12 protein-coding genes are annotated in these 14,639 nt (G+C 37.9%); 6 read left to right on the top strand and 6 right to left on the bottom strand.

Annotated features, from left to right (window positions below):
- Window positions 1-481 precede the first annotated feature (481 nt).
- From PLEUR7319_RS35755 to PLEUR7319_RS39490, 3 genes are all read left to right on the top strand, one after another.
- Window positions 482-994, top strand: coding sequence for a hypothetical protein (locus PLEUR7319_RS35755; protein ID WP_019506373.1), 513 nt, complete (start codon window positions 482-484; stop codon window positions 992-994).
- A 138-nt stretch (window positions 995-1,132) separates the two neighbouring features.
- Window positions 1,133-1,387, top strand: coding sequence for a DUF742 domain-containing protein (locus PLEUR7319_RS0116745; protein WP_019506372.1), 255 nt, complete (start codon window positions 1,133-1,135; stop codon window positions 1,385-1,387).
- A 2-nt stretch (window positions 1,388-1,389) separates the two neighbouring features.
- Window positions 1,390-1,566: a 2-amino-4-hydroxy-6-hydroxymethyldihydropteridine diphosphokinase gene (locus tag PLEUR7319_RS39490; protein ID WP_019506371.1), complete on the top strand. Its 177-nt coding sequence runs from the start codon at window positions 1,390-1,392 to the stop codon at window positions 1,564-1,566.
- Window positions 1,567-1,686: 120 nt separating this feature from the next.
- Here PLEUR7319_RS39490 and PLEUR7319_RS38275 read toward each other — a convergent pair whose 3' ends face one another.
- Window positions 1,687-3,090 (bottom strand): GGDEF domain-containing protein, encoded by a 1,404-nt coding sequence (locus PLEUR7319_RS38275; protein ID WP_019506370.1) that lies wholly within the window; start codon window positions 3,088-3,090, stop codon window positions 1,687-1,689.
- A gap of 201 nt (window positions 3,091-3,291) precedes the next feature.
- On the opposite strand from PLEUR7319_RS38275, the gene mutS reads away from it, so the two are divergent.
- Window positions 3,292-5,937 (top strand): DNA mismatch repair protein MutS, encoded by a 2,646-nt coding sequence (mutS, locus tag PLEUR7319_RS0116730; protein WP_026102581.1) that lies wholly within the window; start codon window positions 3,292-3,294, stop codon window positions 5,935-5,937.
- Between the two features lie 70 nt (window positions 5,938-6,007).
- Window positions 6,008-7,849, top strand: coding sequence for a hypothetical protein (locus PLEUR7319_RS0116725; RefSeq protein ID WP_019506368.1), 1,842 nt, complete (start codon window positions 6,008-6,010; stop codon window positions 7,847-7,849).
- A gap of 183 nt (window positions 7,850-8,032) precedes the next feature.
- Here PLEUR7319_RS0116725 and PLEUR7319_RS0116720 read toward each other — a convergent pair whose 3' ends face one another.
- Window positions 8,033-9,484 (bottom strand): ATP-dependent DNA helicase RecQ, encoded by a 1,452-nt coding sequence (locus tag PLEUR7319_RS0116720; protein ID WP_019506367.1) that lies wholly within the window; start codon window positions 9,482-9,484, stop codon window positions 8,033-8,035.
- 82 nt (window positions 9,485-9,566) lie between these two features.
- On the bottom strand, window positions 9,567-10,760 hold the full coding sequence (locus tag PLEUR7319_RS0116715; protein WP_019506366.1) for an extracellular solute-binding protein: 1,194 nt from the start codon (window positions 10,758-10,760) through the stop codon (window positions 9,567-9,569).
- A 251-nt stretch (window positions 10,761-11,011) separates the two neighbouring features.
- Between PLEUR7319_RS0116715 and PLEUR7319_RS0116710 the strand changes: the two genes are divergently transcribed.
- Complete coding sequence (locus PLEUR7319_RS0116710; RefSeq protein WP_019506365.1) at window positions 11,012-11,389, top strand: hypothetical protein; 378 nt, start codon at window positions 11,012-11,014, stop codon at window positions 11,387-11,389.
- On the opposite strand, the gene cobT is transcribed toward PLEUR7319_RS0116710, so the two are convergent.
- The 3 genes from cobT to PLEUR7319_RS0116695 form a co-directional block, all read right to left on the bottom strand.
- Window positions 11,363-12,487, bottom strand: coding sequence for a nicotinate mononucleotide-dependent phosphoribosyltransferase CobT (gene cobT, locus PLEUR7319_RS0116705; protein ID WP_019506364.1), 1,125 nt, complete (start codon window positions 12,485-12,487; stop codon window positions 11,363-11,365). The two genes, PLEUR7319_RS0116710 and cobT, sit on opposite strands and share 27 nt — an antisense overlap.
- A 309-nt stretch (window positions 12,488-12,796) precedes the next feature.
- A complete protein-coding gene (locus tag PLEUR7319_RS0116700) occupies window positions 12,797-13,561 on the bottom strand; it encodes a DUF2232 domain-containing protein (protein ID WP_019506363.1) in 765 nt (254 codons plus the stop codon).
- Window positions 13,562-13,612: 51 nt separating this feature from the next.
- Window positions 13,613-14,320, bottom strand: a complete 708-nt coding sequence (locus PLEUR7319_RS0116695) for a Crp/Fnr family transcriptional regulator (RefSeq protein ID WP_019506362.1) — start codon at window positions 14,318-14,320, stop codon at window positions 13,613-13,615.
- Window positions 14,321-14,639 lie beyond the last annotated feature (319 nt).

Below are 14,639 nucleotides of genomic sequence, written 5' to 3'. Positions count from 1 at the left end.
TACGCCCTTTGAAAGCTCCATCCCCTACTAAAACTAAATTAGTTTCTACGCTTACGCTACGAAATGATTTTGAAGGAGAATTCACACACACAATGTTAAATCATTTTTTAACTTACTCTGCTATTAATTGAGGCGATTTTGGGTATAGGTAAAAAAATGGGGCGTAGCAGGTTTTAGTTCAACATATTACTGTCAGTTCCTGACAAAATCGATCTCTTAGTTCGTCTATCGCCATTTCAAAATTTACCTGAATCCACTTAAATTCCAATTTCTTTAAATCATTTCTTCAATAAGCTTCCTAACTCTATCGTCAATATAATTATTAAGAGCCTTTAACACATCAAGCTATATTGTCATGAAAATCGATGATGATTGATGAAAAATCTTATATTTGGCTAAATAAATAAAGTTAAGATCTGATATTAAATTGAAATTCGCTCCATAAAATAAAAGAAGCTCAAACCTAAAGATAATTATCCTCATGAGCACTCCTTCAGCCGTATCTCAACCTGATGCTGTATACCCACCTGAGAAGCAATCCTCCTTGCTTGTCATTGTTTATGGCAATCCAACTTATGGCGACGATACTATTGACTGTGAAATAACTACTTTACTTCAAGGGTTAGAGTTGCCAAACGTTGAAGTTTGCACGGTAGAACAACTCACGCCAGAACTATCCTCGAAGTTAGCAAAAGTTGATTATGCCATTTTTGTCCATGCTTGCTGGATGACAACCGATCTGAAGATTACTGCCATAGAAGCCTGTGGTTTGCAGTCAGCGGGGTCATCGGCTCCTGGCTCTGGACCTTCCTGGCCTCCATGCTCCTTACTAGCTCTAACGCACTCCGTTTATGGTCATTATCCTCGCTCTTGGTGGGTGAAGATCGCCAGTCAAAACTTAGTAACGGGGCATCATCCTTCTCATCAGATGATTCACGACGATGTCGAGCAAATCAAGAATCTAATCCATGAATGTATTCAATCAGAATCTTAAATTGACTTGACTCAAACCAAATTTTTCCCCTCTCCTTGGGATTTGATTGAAACTTCATACATCAGAATAGTTACTGCGTAGAAGGTGACTCAAACTACACATCGATGTAATTTCATATAACTTCTGTCGGCGATCGCTATGCCAACAATTTTAGGAGTTCCCACTGTTGTTGTCGGAATTAATATGCGAGAAAAATCTGAACGAGATAAACGAAAAAGAATAGTTAATCTAATTCAGTACAAACAAATGGTTACGGTGGGTGAAGTAGCTAATCTGTTAAATATGCCTGGTAAAGAGGCTCGCGAATTGCTCAATCAATTGCACAACGAGGAAAGAATTGTTATGCGTAATCGAGATAGTGATATGGCTGTTGTTTATACTCCGATAAATTAATTATGGTAGAGTGCGCGATCATTTTAGGCAGCAATCAGGGTAACTCTTTAGATATCCTGCAAAAATCTCTCACAACACTAGAGCAAATTCCAAGTATCACCCTTAAAACTATTTCCAGTTGCTATCAAACTAAACCAGTTAGCGCAGTCGAACCTCAATCAGATTATCTTAATGGCTGAGCTTTATGGTCTGTCGAACAAACCCCTGAATAGTTCCTTGTCATTTTGCAAGCCATAGAATCCAGTTTGGCAAAGTAGAGGGCTTATGCGGGTAACTCTTCCAACGCAACTGTCTCACTATTAGCTATCAAAAAGAATATTAACCTGATTTCTACCTCGTTCTTTGGATTTATATAGGGCTAAATCTGCTCTTTTAAGGAATTGTTTGGGGTTATCAGTTACTTTAAATTGAGTTACTCCTATGCTGATTGTAACTTGAGTCACATACTCAAAAATATGACTTTCAATAGACTTTCTAATTCTTTCAGCTAAGGTCAAAGCGTCCTCACTACTCGTATAGGGAGCAAGGATCGCAAATTCTTCTCCACCTAGACGATATATCGAATCAGTAACTCTAATTTGTTGTTTGACTATTTTTACAACTTCAATTAATACGAAATCTCCCACATCATGACCATAGGTATCATTAACTTTTTTAAAAAAATCAATATCAAAAACTAAAACTGATAAACTATATTTATTTCTATCAACTCTAAGTATTTCAAACCGCAGCATTTCTTCCCATTTAAAGCGATTAAATGCTCCAGTTAATTGGTCTGTTGTAGCGATTTTTTTGAGATAATGAGAAAGACGTTCACGTTGATGGATTTCTTTGGAAAATATTTTTATTGTCTTATATATTTCTAATTCCAAATCTCCTATTTCATCTGATGAAAAGGTTCTGTTTGAAGCAGGAATAAAAAGATTTTTTTCAGTGATAGCTTTTCTAACCTCTGACATTTTTTGGGAAAGGCGAAAAATATTATTCTGAATATTACCATTAATAATCAAGCTCAAGAATATACTCAAAAGTAAAGCAATAATCCCTAAGAAAATATTGATCATCAAAAAAGTATGCTCGTGTTTTTCTACGACTTCCAATCTTCTGGAGGTGAATTCTTTGACCGCTTTGACTAAATTGATTACTTCACTATCAAATTTGGCATTTTTTGCGATCATCTCTTCAATAATATCAGCCTCAGGATAATTATTAGCATCGATAGCATTCGTTATTTCTAATATAATAGAATGCAAAGTATGACTCTCTTTTTGTACTGTTATTAAAGCACTGTTGATTTTTTGAAATTTAGCTTTGAATTCTGGATGGTCTTCTCGGTGACTTAATAATAGTCCTGTCCCTTGATTTATTTGTTTGTCTATATGTCCTTTAGTTGATTTTAACTTTTGTTTGATTTCGATATTTTTTTTAGTAGAAAGATTATTAATATTTTTATTTAGCCATAATAGTTCATTCATTGCAATCTGCAATTCTAGTTGATTAGATTCTATTTTGTTGTATACATCGGTAAGTGGTACATCTAGTTTGGCAATTTCTTGTAAATCATCTCTTATATGTTTTAGAGCAATAATTGAATAAATAATTATGCCCCAAACAATTAATATTAGAATACTAGATAAACCACCAATTTTTCTCAAAATTGTCCAGCGAAATCTTGAGTTGTGATTATTAATAATTTTGCTCATAGCTCATTATTATCATGCTATTAATCGCAATTGTAATCGATATTTTAGAAAACAGTTTTTATCAGTATTTTTGACTAATATGTCAAAATTATTTAATAATGTTTACTTGAAAATCTTCAAACAGATCGAGATTACAGCGAAATAAACTAATTGAGTGCGATAAAGTCATAAGTAATAAAGTTCCTAATTGACTCTTAATTCATGTCCTCTGAGAAGCATAGTAAATCCGAAAAAACTATCGTTACCGATTACCGCACAATAGATAGAGCTAAGCTTTCGCCCATGTATCATCACTACGTTGAGGTGAAAGAACAATACCCCAATGCACTATTGCTCTATCGAGTGGGAGACTTTTTTGAATGTTTTTTTCAGGATGCTGTTACTATTTCCCGGGAGCTTGAATTAGTTCAAACCAGTAAGGAAGGGGGAAAAGAAATTGGGCGTATTGCCATGACAGGAGTTCCCCACCATGCTTTAGAACGTTACAGCACAATGCTGGTGGAAAAAGGTTTTGCAGTGGCAATTTGCGATCAGGTGGAAGATGCCAAGATTGCTACGGCAGAAAGGCGAATGGTACGCAGGGAAATTCAAAAGTTACTTACCCCCGGTACTTTAACTGACGACGGGATGTTGCAAGCCCGTTGTAATAATTTTCTGGCTGCCATTGTAGTTGCTGGAGAGCATTGGGGTTTAGCCTATGCAGATATTTCGACGGGGGAATTTTTCACCACCCAGTCAAATGACTTAAATTCCCTAACCATGGAATTGCTGCGTTTACAGCCTTCCGAAATACTAATTCCCGCTAATGCTCCTGACGTTAATGGTTTACTGCGTCCGGGGGAGAAGTCTGAGTATTTAGCCGATCATCTACCCGATAATTTTTGTTATTCTTTGCGAGCGCAACAGCCATTTACTTTAGTCGAAGCTAGCCAAAGACTCAAAGATACCTTTCAGGTTAGTTCTCTCGAAGGAATGGGTTGTGCTCAAATACCTTTAGGGGTAAGAGCTGCGGGAGGTTTATTAGAATACGTCGAGGATACGCAAAAAGCCTATCAAGTATCATTACAGCCTCTACGCACCTATAGTTTGGCAGACTATTTGGTTCTCGATCATCAGACTCGTCGCAACTTGGAGATTACCCAGACGATTCGAGATGGTACTTTTCATGGTTCTTTATTGTGGGCATTGGATCGTACTAGTACGGCGATGGGAGGAAGAGCGTTACGGCGTTGGATGTTGCAACCATTAATTGATATTAAAGGAATTGCTGCTCGTCAAGACACAATTCAAGAACTGGTAGCTAACACCTCTCTGCGTCAAGATTTACGCTCTATGTTGCGTAAAATATATGACATCGAAAGATTATCGGGCAGAGTGAGTTCAGGGACAGCTAATGCGCGGGATTTATTAGCTTTATCTGAGTCCCTGGTAAAATTAAGCGATTTATCAGCGATCGCCTCTTATGGTTCTGCTCCTTATCTCAAAGCGTTACATCATGTTCCCCCAGAGTTAGAACAGTTAGGATTATACGTTGTAGAACGCCTAGTAGAATCTCCACCTCAGCAGCTTAAAGAAGGGGGGATAATTAAAGATGGAGTTGATTCCCGATTAGATGAAATTCGTCAGCGGCTAGAAGACGATAAAAAATGGCTCACTAACCTGGAAGTAACTGAAAGAGAAAGAATCGGCATCGCTAACATCAAAGTAGGCTATAACAAAACCTTTGGTTATTACATTAGTATGCCCCGCTCCAAAGCCGCTCAGGCTCCTGATAACTATCAGCGCAAACAAACTTTGACCAACGAAGAAAGATATATCACCTCAGAATTAAAAGAACGGGAGACGAGAATTTTAACTGCTAAGGATGACCTCAATAACCTCGAATACGATATTTTTACGGAATTAAGAGCCACAGTAGCGGAAAAAGCCCGAGAAATCCGTAGTATTTCTAAAGCCGTTGCGGCGATCGATGTTTTGGCGGGTTTGGCGGAAGTTGCTGTCTATCAGAATTATTGCTGTCCGACCATGGTTAAGGGACGAGAAATTAATATTATTGAAGGTAGACATCCTGTTGTCGAGCAATCCTTGGGAGAAGGCTTTTTTGTCCCTAATTCGGCTCAAATGGGTGCTGGAGATCCTTTAGAAAAGGGTGAGGTAAATCCAGATTTAATTATTTTGACCGGACCCAATGCCAGTGGCAAAAGTTGTTATTTACGGCAAGTCGGTTTGATTCAATTAATTGCCCAAATCGGCAGTTTTATCCCGGCTACGGAAGCTAAATTAGCGGTCTGCGATCGCATTTTTACCCGAGTTGGTGCGGTAGATGACTTAGCCACGGGACAATCTACTTTTATGGTGGAAATGAACGAAACCGCTAATATCCTGAATCATGCAACCCCTAAATCCTTAATTCTCTTAGACGAAATAGGCAGAGGTACAGCCACTTTTGATGGACTCTCCATTGCTTGGGCAGTAGCAGAATACTTAGCAACCGAAATACAAGCCAGAACTATCTTTGCCACCCACTATCACGAGTTAAATGAGCTGGCTTCGATTTTGACCAATGTGGCTAATTATCAAGTAACGGTCAAAGAAATGTCTGACAAAATTATCTTTCTCCACCAAGTTAGTCCTGGAGGAGCCGATAAATCCTATGGTATTGAGGCGGGAAGACTAGCGGGTTTACCCTCCTCCGTTATTTCCAGAGCCAAACAGGTCATGGGACAAATTGAAAAACACAGTAAAATTGCCTTGGGCTTACGGCAAGGAATTAAACAAGTCCAGCCCAAGAAAGTTCAACAAGCTCCAGGACAGGCGATCGAACAATTAGATATTTTTGAAGATTAAACTTTTATCGTTTAACCACCATATTTGGGAATTATAGTCACAATGCCTTTTAATTTCTGGTTGCCTAAATATGGATCAAGAGTTAATTATTAAAGCTTTAAAAAGTGCTTGTGGAAACAAGAATTTTCGATTTCAAGTCATTATTAAAGATTCTCAACTACATATTTATATCAACCGCAAACTTGAGCAACAGCCAGACTATTCATTTTTAACTAATATTATTGCTCAGGCGATCGCCAGCTTATCTTTTGATTCTCTCGAAGGTATCTGGTTACATAGCCGGAAGTTAGGAACAATTGAACCAGATTGGCAGACTTTTGTGGAATTAACCACAGATATTAATTCAGAGAATATTGATACCATTGCCAGTTCCCAAAACGAGCAAGACTCTCAGGATATTTTAGAAGATGATAGCAGTGGCGATACAGGTTTACTTCATTCCACGGGTATGTTTCACAGTAAACCTTTCAAGGAAGAAGATATTGATACATTTACAGCTAGAAACACAGAGACTGAGACTGTACCAACTAATAATTCCCAATCTGATCGCAACAGCCTAGCTCAATATTGTTTTGTCAGCAATAAAAAATTACTTACCTGCGAAATAATCGCTCCAGACAAGGAAATAATGCGCTTGGTCAAGTTTTTTCACCATTTATCCGATAATAATAAACAAAAAATCTTACCTGCTTTAGATGACTATTTCAAACTCGCCAAAACTACTGATATTGCCAATTTTGCTATCGGAGTGCAAAAGTGGTTTACACAAATCACGGATTTAAATGATGATGAAAAGCGTCAGGTATCTATTTGGCTGAGTCGCTATTGTTTTGATAGTTCGGCAACCATAGCAGAATTTAAAGCAATAGTAGCCAAAAATACAGCGATCGCTGCCACCAAAAAAAACAAGCGCAGTAATACTGAGTATAGTTTTACCCCTGCTAAATCTAATTCTCAAGCAACTGGGTCTAATGATACTCAATTAGGTAGTTTTACCTTAAAAAAATTTAAACTACCTCCTATTGCCCAAAAAATCGTACTACCTTTTGCCTGGACAATGGCTACAGTAGTTTTGATTATGCTGGGAATTTATACCAACAACTCAGACATCAAACTTACTTCGCCACAAATTCCTGCTCTCTGTATTAACACTATTGGTTCACAAAACTACTGCCGTTTAGCCGTTAATTTAGCTGGAGCCAAAATGATCAAACAATCATCTCCCAGTATTTTTCCCATGACTGAAGCAACAACAATAGCAGCTAACTATGGTTGTCAAAGATATGCTAACGTCAAGGCTGGTATATCTGGCAATATTGATCCTCGACAAACTCCCGTAATATCCAGCCACGGCGAACAAGTTTTTGCCCATATTTATGTTGTGCAAGCGCAACAGAAACGCGTTAATCAACCAGAGAATATACGTGTTGGCTGTGTTTACACTGTTGGTCAAAAAGAGCGATCGCCCGAACTACTGACAGCGGATCTTATTCCTCAAAAATGGCCGACAAAACATTATCAAAAATCAGCTGTCTCCAGGTCGAATCTTGCTTTTGGTATTTATACTAATCCCATTAATTTGGGCTTATACACTATTTTTGCCGCTATTGGTATTGCGATCGGCTCAAGGCTTAATTTGGGCATAAAAGTCAATCGTACTCAGACTATTTATCTGGTAGCTATAATTCTTGGCATAGTGCAACTAATCGCCGCGAATATACCCTTATTGAGCTTAGTTGCTAGTATTATTTTTCCCATCGTTATGATATTAGCGAGCAGTTTATTAATTAAAGATTTTCAAATCAACTGGAATTACGGCTACTTTTTTGTTACGTCAGGGATTTTAACTATTGTGGCAAGCCAATTTCTACTTTATGGGCTGTGTATTAGTTTCCTCAATAGTTTGTTCTAGCTAGCAATTAAAAACTAATAAATAGTTGATCGAACTCACACCAGGTTGTGATCGCGATCATCATCATTAAAGAAATCTTAGAGCATCTTGGAGAAGAGATAGAGCTATGCAACAGATATTATCTGTTACATATATCCCCCAGTTTGGTACCTGGGGGCTTTTTTTGGCGATTTCCAAAAGAGTTTAATTACAGTATTGACGACAATTATCACAACGATCGCATTTTAATCTCTGTGCTTCTCGACTAAAACCAAAAGCCTGTAGCAAATATTGCCAGCGACACTCCCTCGTTTTAAGATACTGTTGCATCTGTTGCTGATGACGTTTTTGTCTGGCAGCTAAATGATTTAAAGCGATTGAAGACGAGCGTTTTCGATAGTGGAAAGGATCTTGCCAGGATACCAAGCCTAAACTGTGCAAAATTCCTAGAGTAATTTCTCCTTGGGGAAATTGTTCTTTGATTATGGTGATCGCTCCTTGATTTGGTAGCTGCTTGGCGATTTGCTGTGCTTGGCGATATTGTTGCTCTAACTTACGGTTAAAAAATTGACTGCGTTGTTTATCTTCTGGATTTAACCATCCTGTCAGTTCACTAATCAGGGTTAAAGCTGTTGCGGGTTGATTATCCCTACCACCTCTGCCCACTTCTTGAATATATTCCGTAAGTAATTCTGGTGCGTGATAGTGAATTACCCAGCGAACATCTGGTTTGTCGATTCCCATACCAAAAGCCGAGGTACAGACTACAAATTGGGTTTTCCCCGAAATCCAATCTTGTTCAATCTTTCTTCTTTGGCTAGTAACTAATCCTGCATGGTAAGGAGCAACGGAGTAATTTAAAGATTGAAACCATGCTGCTAAAGTTTGGCTATCTTGACGCGAACGCACATAGACTAATCCGGATTGATTGGCTCTCGCTTGAATAAACTTTAATGTCAACTGTTTTCTGCCTCTGGGAGTCCAAACTGTTTGGATATTTAAACTCAGATTAGAGCGGTAAGGACTAACTAGAAAAGTTTTTGGTTCCTTTAATTCTAAAACTTGAGCGATCGCCTTTTGGGTTTGGGGATCGGCAGTAGCAGTAAAGGCGGCGATCGCAATTTTAGTACCAGGGGGTTTATGTTGTAATAAACTGCGACGTACTGCGCCCAAACGACGATAAGCAGGACGAAAAGTAGTTCCCCACTGAGTTAGACAATGAACCTCATCTAAAACTAAGCCCGTAATTTTTATTTGAGGTTGAGAGATGAGTTCCCAGATTGGTTTACTGAGTAAAGTTTCGGGAGATAAGTAGAGTAATCTAAATTGCTGTTCTGCTATTCCCCTTAAATTCGCCTGCTTTTCGTTTCGAGATAATTCGCTGTGCAATAATGTTCCTGGTAAACCAAGCTTTTTTAATTGATTAACCTGATTTTCCATTAAGGCTACTAAAGGAGAAACCACGATAGTCAAACCCTGTTGTAATAATGCCGGTAATTGAAAGCAAATCGACTTTCCTCCACCCGTCGGCAAAATAATCACAGCATCTTTACCTGTTAAGAGGGTATGAATTATTTCTCCTTGAGGCGATCGAAAATCTTCATAACCCCAAATCTGTTTGAATTTCTCTTTAACTTCCTGCCAAGCAATATTCATCAACAAATATATCGATAAAAAAATTATCAAATACTTGTTACAACATAACCTTTGCTGGGGCGATTCGCGAATCGCTCCTACATTAAACTGATTGTCGAATTTTAAGCCACATATCGCGATATTGCTGTTCTGTTTCTGATGTAAGAGGTAATAAAAACTCGCTAGCTGAAGAATTTAAAATTTCTGAATTAAGAAAAACATTCTCTTGGAGATCTTGAGGTATGTCTTCTGACTTAAGTGATGACAAAATTGGTGAAATTCCGTTAGTAAAAAGAGATATTTGTTTAGCTGCTTTCGGTTGCCAGCAAAAGTTAATCCATGATTCAATTACAGCTTTAGATTCATTGCTATTTGTTGGTTCTGTTGAGTTTTTTGATACCTGAGGTTGAACCCAAATATCTGCCCATAAAGATGCTCCCGATTGAGGAATGATAAATTTAAGATCGGGATAACGTTTAAGTAAAGGTAAGATGTCTGTTGACCAGGCAACAGCAACCCATGTATCACCTAAAATAAGTGGTTCTAAATAATGATCTAAGCTATATAACTTTGCTTGTTGATGTAGAGCTAATAATTCCGTTTCTAGATTCGGTACGGAATCTAAATTTGCAGTATTGTAAGAATGTCCTAGTTTTTTCAAAGTTAAGCCAATAACTTCTCGAGGAGAATCTAATAAAGAAATGCGATCGCGTAAACTCTCTTGCCAAAGATCGCTCCAATCTGAGACATTTATTCCCTGCTGTTCTAGCTTATCGCTTCGATAAGCAATTACCGTACTACCCCAACGATATGGCGCACCCCAAATCATACCATTTGCTGTTAATTTTCCTTGAGGATTGCGCCGAACCAATTGTTGCCATTTAGTTGGTAGGTTTTGCCAACTAGATATGTCCTTGATCGATAAAGGTTGAATCAGATTTTGTTTGATTGCCGACTGTAACCAAAAATCTCCTAAAGTAGTCAAACCATGATTAACTATAGATTTATTAAAGATTTTATCGAATAACCCTTTGGTCTGTTGAGCTGTTTTTTCACTTTGCTGCCAATTAAGAAGAGAATCAAAGATTTGATATATTTGCGTTTGAGGTTTAAATTTAACTTGATTTTCTTTACCAATAGTCCTGCTAAAATCGCTAATTAACTGTGCTGGGATAGAATCTTCGAGAAATAATATTTGGGAAATTGTACCAGTATTGCTACAACCTAACAATAGTTGTGTCAACGCTATAGCAGCAGAAGTAGATAAAAAGGAACGACGAGATAGCTGGTAATTCATTACAGATCAAAATTAATTATTTAAAGTAGATATACCTAGGTTTAAATCAGTAGTTTCACTAACGTCAGAAGACATATTTTTACAGCTAAATCATGGTAAATTTTGGCTTAAAATTGGCTTTTATAAGTAGTATTAATATATTTACAAAAATAAGTTGAGCAATTATTAAATGAATCAGGAATAGTAGTTATTTTTGAGCATAATGCTTTTAGCATGAAAGCACAGGATAATTGATTGGTTAATAAAAATCTATGGATACATTACAGGTACAAATTATTGAGCTACGGGATAAAATAGATCGCCTGCACGGGCTAATTGAGCAAATTAGTAATCAGGTTAAAGAATTAAGTTCCCAAGCTCCGAAATGTTCAGAGCAAGATACCTATTCACTACCTAACTTTGCTTCAGGGCACTCCTACTATAAAAGTCATGACGGAGACTCAGACTATCAACTAACTCATAAAGATATTTTGGTAGATGATAATAGTAGTACTAGTAGTGCCAATTCTAGCAGCGAAAATCTCTCCCCCGATACCCAAATTCGTCGTTTAACAGCACAGCTTACTGCTGCATACAATCGTATTGCTGCTCTAGAAGAACAATTATTGACCTATAGAATTCATTCTTAAATGGCGATAACGAGCAAATAGAGTTTCGATGACAGTCAGCAAGCGAGTGGAAGTCCAATTTAATTTAAGGTGAGCTGCGATCGCGCAGCCTCCAGCTCCTACTCCTTCTTTGACATAACCTTGGGAATAGGCTCGAAAATTAGTATATCGAGAAGTAGCAAAACTAAGTCTAGTAGCCAAGAGAGGGACCCTACCGATACGTTTTGCCAAACCAACTGTATTGCCGGTAGTATCTTCTGCTACCCATCTAGTTGTACCTACAACAATCTGAGATAATTGAGCTGATACGTGATGATAGTTTATGAGCGCTTCAATTAGAGCATAAACTGCTAGCATTTGTGTACCACCTGCTAACAATACTCCCATATGTTTACTGGCGGTGATTGCCATGCCTGCTGCGACAATTTGCATCGGATCGCCGATTGCTGCCACTAACTTTAGGGGATCATGGAGATCGTTTGGCTGAGATGTTAATAAGTCTGCCTGCAATAGTCCAGTCTGAACCACCGACCATTTTTGGGTATGATTGCAACTAGGATGACTACTATTAACCATTCCCCTAGACTCAATTCCCAATGCCATCAATAGAGCTAGAGCCGTGGTTGTCCCCCCAACTACACATTCTCCAATAATCAAATAATCAGTCGTATTTGCCAGTTTTTCCCCCCATTTCTGACCTTGTTTAAATAGGTGTTGTACCGTCTCTAGGTGCATCGCTCGACCAGTAGTGATACAAGCAGCAGGAATTCCCCGCAGATCGATAGTATCTACCGTTGGCTGATGGGGTAAACCAGCATTAAAAATGTAGGTAGGGATCTGCAAAGCCTCTACTACTGCACGAGAAATAAACGTTGGCGATACTCCTGCGGTAAGTATTGGTAAAGGATGGTGATAATTTGCTTGTACACCTTGAGCCAAAAATTCCGCATCGGCGATCGCTGTATATTCTCGATCTTGAGGGGTTGCCCCTGCTGCGGAAATACCTGGAATTAATCCCGTAGCGGTAAAACCTAAAATACAAGCAAAACTAGGATTAGCACCACTATATTGTCTTAACCAACGAAATCCTGATTGTAACTGACTGTAAACGTAAATCATATTTTAAAGCTCTAAGCTTATGGGTCGCGGTATCCTCTAGGACTAAGTTCTAAGACGGGGCATATAAATTCTTGAGGCGACCTCAAGAAACAGCTACTCCTCTAAGCTTTTTATCTTAAAGCTTTTAGCCTTTAGCCTTTAGCCTTTAGCCTTTAGCTTTTAGCCTTGGTTTGACTGCTAAAAGCGTAATTGAGTTTAAGACTCCGACCTCTTAGGTCGTCGACAATCAGGTAGAGTTTAAGACTCTATTTGATTGAAGCTCTTAGCTAATAGCTAAGAGCTATTAGCTACGGCGTAGCCGTTTCTTTATTAGTAATCTAGTAAAACTCTGACCCATTCAGGAGGTCGCGAAATGGGATTATTCAAGCGATCTAGCAATATTAAGGCTACCAAGTGAACTGCAAATAGATAAACTAAATTATTAATAATAATCAAGCCAAAAGCCAGTAATTGAATCAAGAAAAAGTTAGGTTGTGCTAAGATTCCCAGCTTAAAAAATAACCAGTCTGTTACTTCAGTAATTTGAGTAATCACATATACCCATAAATTTTCTCCTACTAAAATAGAGGTTAACCAAAAACGAAAAAATATCCCTAGAGAACCAATCGCCGACCCCAACAAAATCGAAATTGACCAACTGACCTTACGCTGCCAACAGGCTCCTAACAAAACTCCCATAAGACCATAAGGCATCAAAAAAATAATACTTCGAGTAGGTCCCATCAAAACTAATAACAGTAATCCTGAAACAATCGCCGCCATCCAGGAAGCTCGATTACCTCGTCTCAAATAAATCAGGGCGATCGGAATGGGAAAGAAAATTTTTAAGACAGGTCCAAACGGAAAATAATAATTGATTAACCATACTAAACTAGCAGCACTAGCTAAGAAAGCAGTTTCTACCATGACTACTGTATCGGTAGGAACTTTAGTATCTTTTTTAGGTGTTCTTTTTGAGGATGTTATAGGGGAATTAACTAACTCGGAATCCTCCTCATCAACCCAGTTGATATCATCATCATCAATCTGTTTAGCAGTATCAGACAATGAATGTTTTCGATCTTCTGTAGCCATAAGCAATTTAACTTGTTAAATCAACTAAGATAATTAGGAGGTCTGAGTATATTAGCAGATAGTATCTTCTAAAGCAGGCACGTCAGGAATACGCATCGAGTCAGCATCTCTTTGAATTAAACCTTTTTTTTCTAACTTGGTTAAGACTCTGGTTACGGTTTCTCTAGCCAACCCGCTTAAACTACTAATTTCTCGATGGGGTACGTTAGGAATTTCTGTACCTTGAGCACCTTCCTTTCCTTGTCCCTCCACCAGGAATAGAATTGCATCTGCCACTCTTGAAATACTGCTTGCCTCTCGCAATTGAAGTCGTCGATTGACTTGACGTAAACGCTTGGCCATTAATTGCACCAGACGAACTCCTGCCATCGGTTCAGTATTAATTAGGTTGACAAAATCTTCTGCTGGTATTCTACCAATTAAAGTCTTGGTCAGGGTAATAGCATCTGTCGAACGAGGCATTTTATCCATAGCCGCCATTTCCCCGAAAAGTTCTCCTCTCCCCAGAATGTTGAGGGTAACTTCTTTTCCATCAAGATTGTAAGTACGAATTTTTACCCATCCTTCTAGGATGAAATATACTGAACCTCCCCAATCATTTTCTAGGAGAAGTACTTGATTAGCAGGATGAGATAGAGTCACAAAATGACCAGCAATTTTGTGAGTACTATCTTCCGGTAGTCCAGCCATAAATGGAACTAATTCCATCAGTTCTTTATGATTAATGTTGGACTCTAGATATCGAGATTGGTCTTCCATATGTAAGTCGAGCTTCAATTGATTATTAATATCTCCTTTGTATCATCTAAAAAAGCTAAGTAATGAAATTTAAATCCATTTAGAGATCAAATAGATTTTTTACTCAGCTAAAAATCTTACAAATTTTCGGCAATTATTATGAAAAAGTATTATTTTTAAACTATTTAAAAAGGTGGTTTGACTGAAATTTTCTGATTAAAAAAGCCACAACTAACAAAAATAATAAAAATACTTTTTGATTGGCAAATACTTTCAACTGGCTTATTTTATAACATCATTTAATTATTTTTTGAGAATAAAGAACTTAATTAAAGATGAG

The organism is Pleurocapsa sp. PCC 7319, assembly GCF_000332195.1.
GTDB lineage: Bacteria > Cyanobacteriota > Cyanobacteriia > Cyanobacteriales > Xenococcaceae > Waterburya.
Note: the sequence above shows the minus strand (reverse complement) of the source record. Positions and strands in the feature narration are given on the sequence as shown.

Excerpts from the sequence above, each read along its gene's own strand:
- PLEUR7319_RS0116715 (WP_019506366.1), bottom strand. The coding sequence starts at position 10,760 with ATGAATTACCAGCTATCTCGTCGTTCCTTTTTATCTACTTCTGCTGCT.
- cobT (WP_019506364.1), bottom strand. The coding sequence starts at position 12,487 with ATGATTTACGTTTACAGTCAGTTACAATCAGGATTTCGTTGGTTAAGA.
- PLEUR7319_RS0116725 (WP_019506368.1), top strand. The coding sequence starts at position 6,008 with ATGGATCAAGAGTTAATTATTAAAGCTTTAAAAAGTGCTTGTGGAAAC.
- PLEUR7319_RS0116695 (WP_019506362.1), bottom strand. The coding sequence starts at position 14,320 with ATGGAAGACCAATCTCGATATCTAGAGTCCAACATTAATCATAAAGAA.
- PLEUR7319_RS0116710 (WP_019506365.1), top strand. The coding sequence starts at position 11,012 with ATGGATACATTACAGGTACAAATTATTGAGCTACGGGATAAAATAGAT.
- mutS (WP_026102581.1), top strand. The coding sequence starts at position 3,292 with ATGTCCTCTGAGAAGCATAGTAAATCCGAAAAAACTATCGTTACCGAT.
- PLEUR7319_RS38275 (WP_019506370.1), bottom strand. The coding sequence starts at position 3,090 with ATGAGCAAAATTATTAATAATCACAACTCAAGATTTCGCTGGACAATT.
- PLEUR7319_RS35755 (WP_019506373.1), top strand. The coding sequence starts at position 482 with ATGAGCACTCCTTCAGCCGTATCTCAACCTGATGCTGTATACCCACCT.
- PLEUR7319_RS0116720 (WP_019506367.1), bottom strand. The coding sequence starts at position 9,484 with ATGAATATTGCTTGGCAGGAAGTTAAAGAGAAATTCAAACAGATTTGG.
- PLEUR7319_RS0116700 (WP_019506363.1), bottom strand. The coding sequence starts at position 13,561 with ATGGCTACAGAAGATCGAAAACATTCATTGTCTGATACTGCTAAACAG.
- PLEUR7319_RS39490 (WP_019506371.1), top strand. The coding sequence starts at position 1,390 with ATGGTAGAGTGCGCGATCATTTTAGGCAGCAATCAGGGTAACTCTTTA.
- PLEUR7319_RS0116745 (WP_019506372.1), top strand. The coding sequence starts at position 1,133 with ATGCCAACAATTTTAGGAGTTCCCACTGTTGTTGTCGGAATTAATATG.